Source organism: Pseudomonas sp. TMW 2.1634 (genome assembly GCF_001703595.1).
Classification (GTDB): Bacteria; Pseudomonadota; Gammaproteobacteria; order Pseudomonadales; family Pseudomonadaceae; genus Aquipseudomonas; species Aquipseudomonas fragi.
Genome location: NZ_CP016849.1, coordinates 3,852,542 through 3,868,510, shown reverse-complemented (window position 1 = coordinate 3,868,510; position 15,969 = coordinate 3,852,542). Strand labels below are relative to the sequence as shown.

11 protein-coding genes are annotated in these 15,969 nt (G+C 59.1%); 8 read left to right on the top strand and 3 right to left on the bottom strand.

Features of this window, described 5'->3' with window-relative positions; translation table 11 throughout:
• The first annotated feature begins 6 nt into the window (after positions 1 to 6).
• Positions 7 to 1,842 carry a glutamine--fructose-6-phosphate transaminase (isomerizing) gene (gene glmS / locus BFC21_RS18230; RefSeq protein WP_088378584.1) on the top strand — a complete coding sequence of 612 codons (1,836 nt, stop codon included), beginning with the start codon at positions 7 to 9 and terminating at the stop codon, positions 1,840 to 1,842.
• Between the two features lie 135 nt (positions 1,843 to 1,977).
• On the opposite strand, the gene BFC21_RS18225 is transcribed toward glmS, so the two are convergent.
• Positions 1,978 to 2,940 carry a bifunctional GNAT family N-acetyltransferase/nucleoside diphosphate kinase regulator gene (locus tag BFC21_RS18225; RefSeq protein ID WP_177342596.1) on the bottom strand — a complete coding sequence of 321 codons (963 nt, stop codon included), beginning with the start codon at positions 2,938 to 2,940 and terminating at the stop codon, positions 1,978 to 1,980.
• Positions 2,941 to 3,187: 247 nt separating this feature from the next.
• Here BFC21_RS18225 and BFC21_RS18220 point away from each other — a divergent pair, with 247 nt between their 5' ends.
• The 7 genes from BFC21_RS18220 to cfaB all read left to right on the top strand — a co-directional run bounded on the left by BFC21_RS18220 (position 3,188) and on the right by cfaB (position 13,863).
• Positions 3,188 to 4,102 carry a LysR family transcriptional regulator gene (locus tag BFC21_RS18220; protein ID WP_088378583.1) on the top strand — a complete coding sequence of 305 codons (915 nt, stop codon included), beginning with the start codon at positions 3,188 to 3,190 and terminating at the stop codon, positions 4,100 to 4,102.
• 103 nt (positions 4,103 to 4,205) lie between these two features.
• Entirely contained in the window at positions 4,206 to 5,540 is a 1,335-nt protein-coding gene (locus BFC21_RS18215; protein ID WP_120266420.1) for a serine hydrolase, read from the top strand.
• A 1,097-nt stretch (positions 5,541 to 6,637) separates the two neighbouring features.
• The gene (gene hflK / locus BFC21_RS18205) at positions 6,638 to 8,572 is read left to right on the top strand and encodes a protease modulator HflK (RefSeq protein WP_120266418.1); all 1,935 of its coding nucleotides are present in this window, start codon (positions 6,638 to 6,640) and stop codon (positions 8,570 to 8,572) included.
• An 11-nt stretch (positions 8,573 to 8,583) separates the two neighbouring features.
• Positions 8,584 to 9,597, top strand: coding sequence for a protease modulator HflC (hflC, locus tag BFC21_RS18200; RefSeq protein ID WP_088378580.1), 1,014 nt, complete (start codon positions 8,584 to 8,586; stop codon positions 9,595 to 9,597).
• Positions 9,594 to 10,652, top strand: a complete 1,059-nt coding sequence (gene hflK / locus BFC21_RS18195) for a protease modulator HflK (protein WP_088378579.1) — start codon at positions 9,594 to 9,596, stop codon at positions 10,650 to 10,652. Before hflC ends, hflK (BFC21_RS18195) begins: the two co-directional genes overlap by 4 nt.
• Complete coding sequence (locus BFC21_RS18190) at positions 10,649 to 12,559, top strand: cation-translocating P-type ATPase (RefSeq protein WP_086799484.1); 1,911 nt, start codon at positions 10,649 to 10,651, stop codon at positions 12,557 to 12,559. Before hflK (BFC21_RS18195) ends, BFC21_RS18190 begins: the two co-directional genes overlap by 4 nt.
• Before the next feature lie 119 nt (positions 12,560 to 12,678).
• Positions 12,679 to 13,863 carry a C17 cyclopropane fatty acid synthase CfaB gene (cfaB, locus tag BFC21_RS18185; RefSeq protein WP_088378578.1) on the top strand — a complete coding sequence of 395 codons (1,185 nt, stop codon included), beginning with the start codon at positions 12,679 to 12,681 and terminating at the stop codon, positions 13,861 to 13,863.
• On the opposite strand, the gene BFC21_RS18180 is transcribed toward cfaB, so the two are convergent.
• Both BFC21_RS18180 and cls read right to left on the bottom strand, forming a co-directional pair.
• A complete protein-coding gene (locus BFC21_RS18180) occupies positions 13,854 to 14,339 on the bottom strand; it encodes a hypothetical protein (RefSeq protein WP_088378577.1) in 486 nt (161 codons plus the stop codon). The two genes, cfaB and BFC21_RS18180, sit on opposite strands and share 10 nt — an antisense overlap.
• Before the next feature lie 110 nt (positions 14,340 to 14,449).
• Complete coding sequence (gene cls, locus BFC21_RS18175) at positions 14,450 to 15,889, bottom strand: cardiolipin synthase (RefSeq protein WP_095005400.1); 1,440 nt, start codon at positions 15,887 to 15,889, stop codon at positions 14,450 to 14,452.
• Between the last annotated feature and the right edge of the window lie 80 nt (positions 15,890 to 15,969).

The window sequence follows — 15,969 nt, the reverse complement described above, 5'->3', positions numbered from 1 at the left end:
AACTTTATGTGTGGGATCGTTGGCGCAGTCGCTGAACGTAATATCACGGCCATTCTGCTGGAAGGCCTGAAACGTCTTGAATACCGTGGTTACGACAGCGCAGGTGTGGCTGTTTTCACCAACAATGGCACCCTGGAGCGCATGCGCCGTAACGGCAAAGTGGCCGAACTGGAGCAGGCCCTGGCCGGTGAACCCCTGGCCGGCCGCCTGGGTATTGCCCACACCCGTTGGGCAACTCACGGTGCGCCTTGCGAGCGTAACGCTCACCCGCATTTCTCCGGTTCCGATCTGGCGGTTGTGCACAACGGCATCATCGAAAACCATGAAGCCCTGCGTGAACAGCTCAAAGGCCTGGGCTACGCATTCACCTCGGATACTGATACCGAAGTGATTGCTCACCTGCTCAACCACAAACTCAAAGACCACAACGACCTGACTGCGGCGCTCAAGGCCACCGTCAAGGAGTTGCACGGTGCCTATGGTTTGGCCGTGATCAGCGCCAAACAACCGGACCGTCTGGTTGCAGCCCGCAGCGGCAGCCCGCTGGTGATTGGCCTGGGCCTGGGGGAAAACTTCCTGGCGTCCGACCAATTGGCACTGCGCCAGGTCACTGACCGTTTCATGTACCTGGAAGAAGGCGACATCGCTGAAATCCGTCGTGACAGCGTGCAGATCTGGGATGTGAACGGTCAGAGCGTTCAGCGCGAAGCCGTGCAATACAGCGATGGCGCAGAGGCGGCCGACAAGGGCGAATACCGCCATTACATGCTCAAGGAAATCCACGAGCAGCCTGCAGTCGTGCAGCGCACCCTGGAAAACCGTCTGGGCCAGGACCATGTATTGGTTCAGGCTTTCGGTCCACAGGCGAAAGAATTGTTCGCTAAAGTCCGCAATGTTCAGATCGTCGCCTGTGGTACCAGCTACCACGCAGGCATGGTTGCCCGTTACTGGCTCGAAAGCCTGGCCGGTATTCCGTGCCAGGTCGAAGTGGCCAGCGAGTTCCGCTACCGCAAAGTGGTGGTGCAACCGGACACCCTGTTTGTTTCGATCTCGCAATCGGGCGAAACCGCCGACACCCTGGCCGCACTGCGCAATGCCAAAGAATTGGGCTTCCTGGGTAGCCTGGCGATTTGTAACGTAGGCATCAGCTCGCTGGTGCGTGAGTCGGATCTGACGCTGCTGACCCAAGCCGGTCGCGAAATCGGTGTCGCTTCCACCAAGGCATTCACCACCCAGTTGGTAGGCCTGTTGCTGTTGACCCTGTCCCTGGGTCAAGTGCGCGGCACCCTGGAAGAGGGTGTCGAAGCACAGCTGGTTGAAGAGCTGCGCCGTTTGCCAGCGCGTCTGGGTGAAGCCCTGGCGATGGATTCGGTGGTCGAAAAAGTAGCTGAATTGTTTGCCGACAAGCACCACACCCTGTTCTTGGGTCGCGGCGCTCAGTTCCCGGTAGCAATGGAAGGCGCGCTCAAGCTCAAAGAAATTTCGTACATCCACGCCGAAGCGTATCCGGCGGGCGAGCTGAAGCATGGCCCTCTGGCGCTTGTGGATAACGACATGCCGGTGGTGACGGTGGCACCGAACAACGAGCTGTTGGAAAAACTTAAATCCAACCTGCAAGAAGTGCGTGCCCGTGGTGGCGAGCTGATCGTGTTTGCTGACGAACAAGCCGGCATGAGCAACGGCGAAGGTACCCATGTGATCAACATGCCGCATATCCACGATGTGCTGGCGCCGATCCTCTACACCATCCCGCTGCAATTGCTGTCGTACTACGTTGCCGTACTTAAAGGCACCGACGTGGACCAGCCGCGTAACCTGGCTAAATCCGTGACTGTGGAATAAATCGCAGCTGCGACACTACTCAGTGGTTTTAGAGAGTTAAAACTGTCGCGAATAAAGGGAGCCACTTACTGGCTCCCTTTTTCGACAGATCCCCTTCTTCCAGGTTGCTTGACCAACACTGAGCAAAAGACTCAATTACAGGTGGAAATGGCCCGCAGCCTCCGGCTGGTAAAGCACTTTCCTGATCTCAATCCGGCGGGTCCGATCAGAAATTCGCCAGTCAATGGCGTCCCCCTCCTGATAGCCCAGGATGGCCGCACCAATGTCGGAATACACGGAGTGCTTCCCTGCGTTGCTGTCCGCGTCTTGCGGGTAGACCAAGGCCACTTCGATCTCTTCGTCGTCCAGTTGCACCAAAGCCCTGGAGTTCATCGTGACGACATTGCCCGCCACCTGCTGCGGCTTGACGACAATGGCACGTTCAAGCTCATGTTCGAGTTCAACAACCGTCGGTCCTTGTTCCAGAGCGATTAAACTCTCGAGCCTGGCCTTGTCGATTTCAGTGATGTAGATCTTGCTGCTGTCGCTAACGGAACCTTCGCGCAAGAACTGGAGATAGCGCCCTGCCGTCATGGAAAACGACTTCAATGTCGGCGTTTCGCTCTCAAGCACAAAGCCGCTGCGCACAAAGGCTTTTAGCGAGCGTGCGTTGTCCGGGTGGATCTTGGCGATGAGTTTCTTGGCCCGCATGTCGAGGAAGGCCAGTTTCATGCCTTCGCGGATCGTGCGTGCGCCAAGGTTGCGTCCCCATTTGTCGCTGTCTCCGATGACCAGGACTATCTCGCAATTTGAGCCGGTCTTTATTAAACGGACAAAGCCCACCGGAGCGTCATGCCGGTCATAAGCCATGAAGAATCGACCGCCCTGGTTGAACAGATGGGTCAGGATTGGCAATTGGGTTCGATCGATGGCTTGCTCGATGGAACGGGAGACATGACGTGAATCGCTCAGATAACAGGTGACGCGCTCATCCTCCAACCAGTCCATCAACGTCAACGCATGCGCCCGAGTAATTTCAGGGCACAGCGAAATGAAAGGCTTGTTCATCTTCACCACACTTATTTTCAAGGGATGAAAGCCCTTCATGGCTACGGCCATGACGGTTCTTTCGGCAACCGGCTATTTTAAGATATATCGCGCGTAAAGCCGAATAGCCTTGGGCGTTCGAGGAAACCATCGTTTTGCCCCCTTGATCCGCCCCGAATTTTCGCCCCAGGCGGCTCCATCAACTTGTCTTGTGATTACTGGGAGCAACAGTTCTAATTCTTTAAATTCAGCACCCACTCGACCCGCGCTGCGGGTCGAGTGGTAGTTGGGCTGTGGATAAAATCAGCAAGGAGCTGGAATGCTGTACACCAATGCGTTGAAACAATTGGATATGCAGGATATTTCGATTGTTTTGTTGATGATCGAAAACCGCAGTGCCAAGCGCGTTGCAGAAATATTGAATCTCAGCCAGTCGAGCATCAGTTACAGCCTGAAAAAACTTCGGCATTGTTTTGACGACAAACTGTTCGAGAACACTGAGGGCGCCATGCAGCCCACGGCACGGGTGCTGGCGCTCAAGCCCTATCTGCAAAATATCCTGCAGTGCATCAACCAGTGTGCCAAGGAAGGAGCAGGGCAGGGCACCGCGCTGCGTCAGTGGAATATCACGGCCCCGGAATATTTTGAAATTCTCATGTTGCCCGCATTGTTGCAGCAGGTGCGCTCAACCGGACGTAACTGGTCGTTGAGTGTGAGCCGCCTGGGCAAGGATTTGCCCATCAATGAGTTACTGGCTTCTGACACCGACGTTTGCTTTGGCTTCGGCCCGGGCTATCACCAACGGCATCCGTTGCTGGGCTATCGCAGCCTTACTGAAGATTCTTTTGTGTGCCTGTCCAGCGTGGCAAAACATCGGCCCAAATCTTTTTTGGAAATTGATGAGTTTTGTGACGCACCACACATATTTCCAACGCCGTGGCTGTCGGAAAAAAACATGGTCGATGGCTGGTTGGAAAAACAGTCGCGATCCAGAAATATTTTTACCCGGGCCAATTCTTATCACGCCGGGGTGAATATTTTATTGGCGGTACCGGCACTGATCGTGATCCCGGAAAAAATAGTGGCGACCCTGAATGTGCCGCCAACCGTCAAAATACTCCAGCCGCCGCCCGGGTTTCCGACCTTTACTCTGGACATGATCTGGAGCCGTGAACGAACGGTCCACAGCGACTTTCATGAGCTGGAAGCGCTGATCGAAAAAATAAAAACATGAATAAAACCCGGCTGCCCAACCTGTGGGCGCCGGGGTGGGCTATACATTCCCACTGCTTCTATCGCAAGGTGGTGTGCGGCCTTGAACTGAAAAGGAAAATTCGATGTTTAAACACTTTCTAAAACCGGCGCGTGTCAGCGCGGTTTTTTTACTGTCTTGCCTGGCCGCTTCCATCGCCTGTGCCACCGATAAAACCAGCTACCCGGATGCCGCCGCCAGCGACCCGGCGAAGATGGGCTGGATGGTCGGCGCGCCGCCACCGCCGGATCGCATCGTGCGGTTTGCCGACGGCAGTTATTTCCAGTTTCCGGCCATGCGCTGGAGTGTTTCCAACTTCCGTCAATTGATGCCCACCACCAATGTCTCCCGTGGGCTGGGCGCGCCGGTACCGCTGGCCAAAGCCTTGCGCACGGATATCGACGCATTGACCTTCCTGCCGCTGGGCAGCAAGGAGCCGATGACCTGGGAGCAGTCACTGGCGGCGAATTACACCGACGGCATAGTCGTGTTGCACCGCGGAAAAATTATTTATGAGCGTTACTTTGGTGTGTTGACCCCCGAAGGCCAGCACGGCGCCATGTCCATGACCAAATCGGTAGTGGGCACGATGGGCGCAATGCTGGTGGCTGATGGCACCCTCGATGCCAATAAAAAAATCGTCGACTATGTGCCCGAGCTGGCCAAGTCGGCGTTTGGCAACGCCACCCTGCGCCAGGTGCTGGACATGACCACAGGGCTTAAATACAGCGAGGATTATGCCGACCCCAATGCGGAAGTCTGGAAGCATGCCCAGGCCGGTAACCCGCTGCCAAAGCCCAAGGACTACACCGGCCCGCAAAGTTATATGGAATATTTGCAAACGGTTGAGCCAGAAGGTGAGCACGGCGAGGCATTCGCCTATAAAACCGTCAACACGGATGTGTTGGGCTGGGTGATTGCACGGGTGACAGGGCGCAACGTTGCGCAACTGCTCTCGGAGAAAATCTGGCAGCGTATCGGCGCTGAACAATCGGCATATTTCACCGTCGATTCCATCGGCACACCGTTTGCCGGCGGCGGTTTGAATACCGGGCTGCGGGATATGGCGCGGTTTGGCGAAATGATCCGCAACAATGGCCAGTATCTTGGCCAGCAAATCGTACCCAAGGCGGTGGTCGACGACATTCGTGGCGGTGGTGATAAAGCGGCCTTTGCCAAGGCCGGTTACGACTTGCTCAAGGGCGCCAGCTATCGAGACATGTGGTGGGTGACGCACAACTCTGATGGTGCCTTTATGGCGCGTGGTGTTTACGGCCAGCGCACTTATATCGATCCAAAAGCCGAGATGGTTATTGTGCGTTACGCCTCCAACCCGATTGCCAGCAACTCGGCAAACGACCCGGTAACGATCCCGGCATTCGAGGCCTTGGCCAAACAGCTGATCAGCCACCCGGACTGATTACCGCAAAAAATCTGTGGCTTGCATCCCCACCCGCCTTTGTGGGAGCGGGCTTGCCCGCGATGGCATCCCTGCGGTTTAACAGACAGACCGCAGTGTTTGCATCGCAGGCAAGCCAGCTCCCACAGGCAGAGCGGTGCGCGCACAATCTGCAACTCCCCCCCAACCTTTGTGGGAGCGGGCTTGCCCGCGATGGCGGTTTAACAGACAGACCGCAGTGTTCGCATCGCAGGCAAGCCAGCTCCCACAGGCAGAGCGGTGCGCGCACAATCTGCAATTCCCCCCCCAACCTTTGTGGGAGCGGGCTTGCCCGCGATGACATCCCTGCGGTTTAACAGACAGACCGCAGTGTTTGCATCGCAGGCAAGCCAGCTCCTACAGGCAGAGCGGTGCGCGCGCAATCTGCAATTCCCCCCCAGCCTTTGTGGGAGCTGGCTTGCCTGCGATGGCATCCCTGCGGTTTAACAGACAGACCGCAGTGTTGGCATCGCAGGCAAGCCAGCTCCCACAGGCAGAGCGGTGCGCGCGCAATCGGCAATTTCCCCGCCAACCTTTGTGGGAGCGGGCTTGCCCGCGATGGCATCCCTGCGGTTTAACAGACAGACCGCAGTGTTCGCATCGCAGGCAAGCCAGCTCCCACAGGCAGAGCGGTGCGCGCGCAATCTGCAATTCCCCCCCCAACCTTTGTGGGAGCGGGCTTGCCCGCGATGGCATCCCTGCGGTTTAGCAAACAGACCGCAGTGTTTGCATCGCAGGCAAGCCAGCTCCCACAGGCAGAGCGGTGCGCGCGCAATCTGCAATTCCCCCCCAACCTTTGTGGGAGCGGGCTTGCCCGCGATGGCATCCCTGCGGTTTAACAGACAAACCGCAGTGTTTGCATCGCAGGCAAGCCAGCTCCCACAGGCAGAGCGGTGCGCGCGCAATCTGCAATTCCCTCCCAGCCTCTTGTGGGAGCGGGCTTGCCCGCGATGGCAAAAAGCCCAACACCCACAGGGCTAACGCGCAGTTTCAAGCCAAGATGAAGAATCCGTAAGCTGGACAAAAGTTTGATCATTTGTGAGATATCGTTACTAGATATTTCATAAGTGAGTGTTTCCATGCGCGTCGATTTAGATGCCGAGGAGGTGAGGCTTGAGTCCTTGCCCCGTTTTCAAAGCGCCGCTGTTCAGGCCCGTCAGCTCTATCAGTTGGGGGTGGCACTGGCGCTTCTGGCGTTGCTGGCGTGGGCGCTGGCCTTTTTTATTGGTCTGTTTTCATCGGAGTCACTGTGGCCGGTGCTGCTGGGCAATAACGCAGCCGCCATGCTGGTGCTGGCCGCAGGTGCCCAATCGGCTTTTTGGGTGGCGGACTGGCGCAATGGCGCACTCAACCCCCCACCACCAGGGGGCTCGTCCGCGCCCAACGAACAAGTGCGCGGCATTGAGCGTTTTAACCAGCGGATCGATGCCGGGGCCAGGCGTTTGCTGCTTACCATCGGCGCGCCTGTCTTGTGGCTGACAGGTGTGAGTGGCGCCGCCTGGTGGAGCGTACAACACACCTGGAACCTGGCCCTGCCGGGTTTGGCACTGGGGACTTGGGGTAGCGTCGCGGCAGGCATCGCGGTTCTGCTCGCGTTTGCGCTGCTGGTGTTTGAACGTTACCTGGCCCAGCAGCCACCCGGCCAATGGCCGGAAGCCCGCTTGCTGGCACCGCTGGTGCGCGTGCCCATCCTGACTTTGCTGCTGAGCGCCGTGTGCCTGATTTTCAGTAGCGACGATGCGGTGTGGCCGGCGCGCCTGGCTGTGTTGACGGGGTTGCTGCCAGCAGCCGTGGCCATTGAGCTGATTCTGCGGGCGCTGGCAGCATTGTTCAGCCCGCGCCGCGACAGGCTGGAACCGCGCATGATCGGGCAAAGCTTTGTTGCCGGCATGTTGCGTTGGCCGCCACAGCCATTGCTGGCGCTGCAGAGCGAATTGCATAACCGGTTTGGCATCGACCTGCGGCAAATATGGGCCTTTACCTATATGCGCAAAGCCTTCTTGCCGGTACTGGCGGTGGTTGCTGCTGTCGGTTGGGTATTGAGCGGCGTGAATGAAATCCCGCTGCAAGGTCGTGGGATTTATGAGCGTTTTGGCGAGCCGGTTGCCGTGTTGGGCCCCGGTTTGCACGCGGGTTTGCCTTGGCCTCTGGGGCGGGTGCTGGCGGTGGAAAACGGTGTGGTGCATGAGCTGGCCACTAGCACGGAATCGACTGTCGATCCGTTGTTAACGCCTGCCGATGCTGTGCCACCGCTGACGGCCAATCGCCTGTGGGATGCCACCCATGTGAACGACAAGTCCCAGGTAATTGCCAGCGGCAGTGGCGACAAGCAGGGCTTTCAGATCGTCAATATGGATGTGCGTTTTGTCTACCGCATTGGCCTGGGCGACCGCGCCGCGATTGCCGCCACGTATCACAGCGCCGATGTACCGACGCTGATTCGCAGCACCGCGAGTCGCATTCTGGTTCATGACTTTGCCTCACGCACGCTCGATGGCGTGCTGGGCGAGCAGCGCAGTGCCTTGGCCGATGATATCGGCCGCGCGGTACAGGCCGATCTTGATGCGCTGGACAGCGGTGTCGAAATTCTTGCCACGGTAGTGGAAGCCATTCACCCGCCAGCGGGTGCAGCCAATGCCTATCACGGTGTACAGGCTGCGCAGATCAGTGCCCAGGCGCTGATTGCCCGCGAGCGGGGAGCGGCCAGCGAACAAACCAATGTGGCGCAATTGCAGGCCAGCGTTGCACTGGACCAGGCCCATGCGCTGGCGCGTGAAGTCAACGCCACCGCACAAACGGCCGACCTGCGCTTTGGCGCCGAGCAAAAAGCCTACGCCAGTGCCGGTCATGCGTTCCTGTTGGAACAGTACCTGAGCCAGTTAAACCTGGGGCTGAACAACGCCAAACTGCTGATCCTCGACCATCGCCTTGGGGGCAGCAGTGCGCCGACCCTCGACCTGCGTTCTTTCACGCTGCCGGCCGATCCTGTCGCGCCGCGTAAAGCTGCTCAGTAAGGAGCTTTCTCTTGTCTCAATCCCACGATCACAGCGGCCATCATCACGGCTGTTCACACCACGGCCATCACCACCCGGGCGATGCCCATGAGCCAGGCCCCTTCCCGTGGCGACGCATGGGCTGGGCGGCGTTGCTGGTGCTGTTTGCCGTTGCGGCGGCGAGCCTGGTGCAAGTGCGCTCCGGCGAAGCGACGGTGATTACCCGCTTCGGCAACCCGGCCCGGGTGCTGCTGGAGCCAGGCCTGGGCTGGCGCTGGCCGGCACCGTTCGAAGTCAGCGTGCCGGTGGACCTGCGTTTGCGCACCACTTCCAGCGGCTTGCAAGACGTGGGCACCCGCGATGGTCTGCGGATTATTGTGCAGGCTTACGTAGCCTGGCAGGTGCAGCCCGATGCCGACAATGTGCAGCGCTTTATGCGCGCCGTGCAAAATCAGCCCGATGAAGCGGCTCGTCAGATTCGTACCTTTGTAGGCTCGGCACTGGAAACCACCGCTGCCAGTTTCGACCTTTCAAGCCTGGTAAATACCGATGCCAGCCAGGTCAGAATTGCCGACTTCGAAGCGCAACTGCGTCAGCAGATCGAACAGCAATTGCTCAGCACCTATGGTGTGCGTGTGTTGCAGGTGGGGGTTGAGCGCCTGACGTTGCCCTCGGTCACGCTCACGGCCACCGTTGACCGCATGCGCGCCGAGCGCGAAACCATCGCCACTGAACGCACTGCCGTAGGCAAACGCGAAGCGGCGCAAATCCGCTCCGCTGCCGAGCGCGATGCGCGCATCCTGCAGGCCGATGCCAGCATCAAGGCGGCTGATATCGAAGCCCAGTCCCGGGTCGAAGCTGCGCAAATCTACGGCCGCGCCTATGCCAGTTCGCCTGCGCTGTACAACGAGCTGCGCTCCCTGGATACCCTGGGCAGCATGGTCAATCCGGGCACAAAAATTATTTTGCGCACCGATGCGGCGCCGTTCCGGGTGTTGGTTGACGGCCCACCGACGCTGGACGCCAAGGCCGGGTCGCAACCATGAGCCAGGCCCATGACGAGATAAAAGGTGTCAGCTGCCCCTGGCAACAGGCCGGGCGGTTGGCATTTTTGGGCCTGTACGCGGTGACGGTGTTCGCGGCGGTTGCTTGGGGTGTTTCCAACGTGCGTCAGATCGATCCGCAAAACCGCGCCGTGGTGTTGCGCATGGGCGCGCTGGATCGCATTCAAAACTCCGGTTTGTTGTGGGCCTGGCCAAGGCCTTTCGAGCAAGTGGTGATCGTTCCTGCCGCAGACCGTGTGAGCGAGCGCCGGATTGAAAACCTGCTGCGCTCGGATGTTGCGTTGCAGGCCGATCGCAAGGCGTCGTTTGCCACACCGGTCAGTGATGCCCTGGCCGGCTCCGGGTATTTGTTGACCGGCGATGCCGGGGTGGTGCAACTGGATGTGCGGGTGTTCTACAACGTCACCGAGCCTTATGCCTTTGTGCTGCAAGGCGAGCATGTACTGCCTGCGCTGGACCGGCTGGTAACCCGCAGTGCCGTGGCCCTGACGGCCGCCCGCGATCTGGACACTATCCTGGTGGCGCGCCCGGAGCTGATCGGCACTGACAGCCAGGCCGCCGAACGCCGTGAGCGTTTGCGTGGGGATCTGGTACAGGGTATCAACCAGCAACTTGCAGCCCTGAGTGCCACCGGGCAGGGCATTGGTGTGCAAGTGGTACGGGTGGACGTGCAATCGAGTTTGCCCGGCCCGGCCGTGAATGCCTTCAATGCGGTACTGACGGCCAGCCAGCATGCCGAGCAAGCGGTGGCCACGGCGCGCAACGAGGCAGCCAAGGTCACTCAGTCAGCCACGCAACAGGCCGACCGCGCCGTCGAGCAGGCGCAAGCCCAGGCCAGTGAACGTCTGGCCAAGGCGCAGGCGGATACAGCCACCATCAGCAATCTGGCCAAGGTGCAGCAGGCTGGCAACGACCCGGGCTTGATGCTGCGTTTGTACCGCGAACGCATGCCACGGATTCTGGGGCAGGCCGGATCGGTCACCAGTGTTGATCCCAACGATGATTCCCGCCTGATTATTCAGGGAGCTGAACAATGAACGCGTCTGCCACTCAACCCGTCGCGAGCCTGCTGACAGGTACTGAACAACGTCGCGCTGCGCGCCAGCTGACCCTGGCCATGCTGGCGCTGGGCCTGTTGGCCTTGGGGCTGGCGTGGCGCTGGCTGATGCCTGCGCAGGTCGGTGTCAGTCAGTTGCTGCTGGGCGTGGCTTCATTATTGGTGGCCGTGCCGGTGATGCGTTCGGCCTGGTACAGCCTGCGTTATCCCAGTTTGCATGGCATCACTGATCAGTTGATTGCCTTGGCCATGCTCGGTGCCTGGGCTACCGGCGATTTGCTGACGGCGGCATTGCTGCCGATCATCATGATTTTTGGCCATGTGCTGGAAGAGCGCAGTGTGATTGGCTCCCAGGAAGCGATCCATGCCCTGGGCAAACTGACCCGCAGCCAGGCGCGTTTGTTTCAGGCTGACGGCAGCTTGCGGGAAGTCGACAACGCCACCCTCAAGAGCGGTGATCAGGTCGAGGTGCGTGCCGGTGACCGGGTACCCGCCGATGGCCTGGTACTGGCAGGGCAGGCCAGCCTCGACACGGCCTCGATTACCGGTGAGTCAGTACCGCTGGAAGTCAGCAGCGGCATGCCGATCTTTGGCGGTGCCATTAACCTGGATGGTCTGCTGCGGGTGCAAGTGACCCGAACCGGCGAGGAATCGACACTGGGTAAAGTCATCGCCCTGATGCAAAGCGCCGAGCGTGCCAAACCGCCGATCACCCGTTTGCTCGAACGCTATGCGGGCAGCTATATGGTGCTGGTGTTGATGATCGCGGCTGTCACCTGGTTTATCACCAACGATGCCCAGGCCATGCTCGCGGTGCTGGTGGCGGCCTGCCCGTGTGCGTTGGTGTTGTCGGCACCGGCTACGGCGATTGCCGGGATTGCCGTGGCTGCGCGTCACGGGATCCTGATCCGCAGTTCGGCGTTTCTGGAAGAGCTGGCCGACCTCACGTCACTGGTTGTGGATAAAACCGGCACCCTGACCTATGGCACCTTGCATCTGCAAGCAATTGAAACCGATGCGACAGACCCGCAGCCGCTGTTGCAACTGGCTGCCAGTTTGGGCGCGGCCAGTAGCCACCCGGTAAGCCGGGCCCTGGCCGGGCTGGTGAGCCACGAGCAGATGCTGCCCCTCACTGATGTGCGCGAGCGTCAGGGGTTAGGGGTTGTGGCTGGCACCGGGCAGGGCGAAGCGGCATTGGGTCGCCCCGAGTTGTTTCGCCAATTGCAGATCACCACCACCGCCGTACCTGAGCACGACGGGCCCATCGCCGGGCTGTCGCTCAATGGCCAGTTTCTGGGCTGGATGTTGTTGGCTGACAGCATCAAACCCGAAGCCCGGCAGGCGTTGAGTGAGCTGCGCGAACTGGGGCTCGGGCGCCAGGTGCTGCTGACCGGTGACCGCCAGAGTGTGGCTGAGCATTTGGCGCACGCGGTGGGCATCCACGAAGTCCAGGCGCAGGCGCTGCCCGAAGACAAGCTCGACCGAGTACTGAGTGAAATCGGCAACGGTTTCCGGCCGATGGTGGTGGGCGATGGCATCAACGATTCGCTGGCGCTCAAGGCCGGAGTGGTTGGTGTTGCGATGGGGGCAGGCGGTGCGGATATCGCGCTGGCGTCGTCGGATATCGTATTGATCGGCAGTGATTTGCGTCGGCTGGGTACCTGCGTGCGCCTGAGCCGTGAGTGCCGTCACACCTTGCAGGTCAACGTGATCATCGGCCTGGGCTGGACCCTGGCCATTGTCGCGGCTGCGGCTTTTGGCTGGCTGGGTGTTGCCGGGGCGATGATCGCCGCGGTGCTGCATAACCTCAGCACATTGTTGGTGCTGGGCAATGCCGGGCGCCTGCTACGTTTTCATGAACCCCTGCAGGCGTTGAAGCCTGCGTGAAAGTGTTTCGGATAAACGGTCGCGCCCGCTCTAGCGTCGACCTCCTGTCCGTGAAACTGACAGTTTTGGTTATTCGGCTAACCTATAGTTTTGATATCTGAAATGAAGGAGGAACACAGATGCTCGCGCAACTTCCACCGGCCTTACAGAAACTTCAACTTCCATTACGGCTAAGGCTCTGGGACGGACACGAGTTCAATTTCGGCCCGACGCCCAGCGTCACGATCGTGGTCAAGGACCCGACCCTGGTAGCTCAATTCACCCACCCCAGCCTCGACTTGCTGGGCAGCGCTTTCGTTGAGGGCCGGCTGGAGCTGGAGGGCTCCATCAGCGAAGCGATCCGCGTATGCGATGAGTTAAGCCAGGCGCTGGTGGACGATGATGACTACGCTCCGCCACCCCGGGTTTACCACGACAAGGCGACCGACGCCGAATCCATCTCTTATCACTACGACCTGTCCAACGACTTCTACCAGTTGTGGCTTGACCGCGACATGGCCTATTCCTGTGGATATTTTGAAACCGGGGAAGAGAGCCTGGACGAAGCCCAGCAAGCCAAGTTCCGCCTGCTGTGCCGCAAGTTGCGGCTCAAGCCCGGCGAATACTTGCTGGATGTTGGCTGTGGCTGGGGTGGGCTGGCACGTTTTGCCGCGCGGGAATATGGCGTCAAGGTGTTCGGCATTACCCTGAGCAAGGAGCAGCTCAAACTCGCTCGCGAGCGGGTCAACGCTGAAGGCCTGCAAGACAAGGTCGACCTGCAACTGCTCGATTATCGCGACCTGCCGCAGGATGGCCGGTTCGACAAGATCGTCAGCGTCGGGATGTTCGAACACGTCGGGCACGCCAACCTGCGTGAGTATTGCGAAATCTTGTCCAGGGCGGTGCGCGAGGGCGGGTTGGTCATGAACCACGGCATCACCTCCAAGCACACCGATGGTCGTCAGGTCGGGCGTGGCGCGGGGGATTTTATCGACCGTTATGTGTTCCCCAACGGCGAGTTGCCCCATCTTTCGATGATGACTGCCGAGATCAGCGAGGCCGGGCTGGAAGTGGTCGATGTTGAAAGCTTGCGTCTGCATTACGCGCGCACGCTGGAGCATTGGAGCCAGCGCCTGGAGCAAAAACTGGATGCCGCTGCCAAGCAAGTCCCGGAGCAAGCGCTGCGGATTTGGCGTTTGTACCTGGCAGGCTGTGCGTACGCCTTTGCCCACGGCTGGATCAACATTGACCAGATTCTGGCGACCAAACCCCATGCCGATGGCTCGCTGGAGCTGCCACCGACCCGGGCGGACATTTATCGCTGAGTGTGGTTTTCCCAGGTGATGGGTTGCGGGTCTTGTACCCGGTTTTGGTCCAGGACAAAGCGCCCATCCTGCAGGCCGATGTTTTGGTCAACCTTGGCCAGGGCTTTTTGTTCAAACGTCAGTGAGCTTTTGTTGAACACAAGATCGTGGCGGGCAACATTGCCGCCCCAGTCCGGTGAGGGGAGGGAGATGTAACTGATGCGGTACTGGTCGTCAGTGAACGCTCCCTCCACCACATACACCCCGTAGTGGTTCTCTCCCGGGGAGATGATTTTGTAGAGACCATTGTCGTAGTAATACAGCACCGCTTCTTCAAAGGGTTTTTCGCTGTACATCTTCTTGTAGTGCAGCCGGTGGATAAATGTCGGCTGGCCTACTTCCACGTTGATTAGCGGCGGGGAGGGCGGTGTGACCTTGGCTTGAGCTGAAGCAAGCGTGCTGATGCTCAAGAGCATGCCCAGTAACGAGAATCGCATTGTTTTTATTCCTTACACTGAACGGCCCGGTTTATTCCGGGCCGTTCAGTTTATGGAAACCTGCTTGGTGCTTTTGCCTGCTCCGAGAAATTCAGACCCTTCCTACAGGCTTATAGAACAGGCGAAACCAGCCGCGCTACTCGCATGCCCAGTTGCTGCAGACGGTGCGTGGACTTGATATCCGCTTCGGTGATTTCACGCGCCAGGGCGAAGTCATCGAGCAACATATGCTCGACCTCACGGGCAAACGTTTCATCGACGGTCAGCAACATCACCTCAAAGTTGAGACGGAATGAACGGTTGTCCATGTTGGCGCTACCGATGGCGCTGATTTCGTCGTCTATCAACACTACTTTTTGATGCACAAAACCGGGCTGGTAACGGAAGATCCGCACGCCTGCGCGAACGGCTTCAAAGGCATAGAGGCTGGACGCTGCGTAAACAATCTTGTGGTCCGGCCGGGACGGAATCAGGATGCGCACATCCACACCGCGCAGGACGGCCAGCCTGAGCGCGGAAAACACCGCTTCGTCAGGCACAAAGTAGGGGCTGGTAATCCACACCCTTTGATTGGCGGCATGGATGGCCTCAACAAAAAACAGCGAGCAGGTTTCGTAGGGGTCTGCCGGGCCGCTGGCCAGGAACTGGCAAAGCACGCCACCGTCGGGGTAGCTCTGCGGCAGAAGCAAAGGCGGCAGTTTGCGGGCGGCCCAGAACCAGTCTTCGGCAAAGGACTCCTGCAGGCAGGCGACCACAGGCCCGGTGACCTCCACATGGGTATCGCGCCACGGCGACAGCGGCGGCTTGGCGCCAAGGTACTCGTCCCCTACGTTGTGCCCGCCGACAAAGCCGCGCACACCATCCACTACCACCACTTTGCGATGGTTACGGAAGTTGACCTGGAAACGGCTGATCCAGCCACCACGGGTGGCAAAGGCATAGGTCTGCACACCGCCCGCGCGCAAAGTTTCGGCATAACTGTTGGGCAGGGCATGGCTGCCGATGCTGTCATAGAGCACATGCACCGCAACTCCTTGCGCGGCTTTTTCAAGGAGCAGCGCTTGTAGCCTCATGCCCAGGCCATCGTCCTTGATAATAAAAAACTGCACCAGGACCACTTCTTTCGCTTCGCGGATGGCAGCGAAGATCGCGTCGAAAGTGGCCGTGCCATTGATCAGCAACCGTACCGAGTTGTTTGCCAGGCAAGGCATGCGCCCCAGCCTGGGCATCGCGCGCAGTGAGGCGTACGCCTTGGAGTTACGTGCCGCGAGAGCTTCTTCGACCCACGGGCGCCAGCTCAGATGGGTGATGGCTTCACGCATTTCCTGGTTGGCATCGCGTCGGGCGCGAATGTAATCGTCAAAAGTGCTACGGCCAAAAATCAGATACGGGATCAGCGTGAAGTAAGGAATAAAGAACAGCGACATGGCCCAGGCAATCGAGCCCTGCGCAGTCCTGACCGTCAGCACCGCATGCACGGCGGCAATCAGGCCTAAGCTGTGGATTAATAGAATCAGATAACCAAGTACGTGCGGGCCTAGATAATCCATGCGTCTCCTTACTCCAAAATGTCTAATGCCAGTACTAACAGACCAGGATCTGTTATGAATGTCCTATTTGTTTGTGGGCG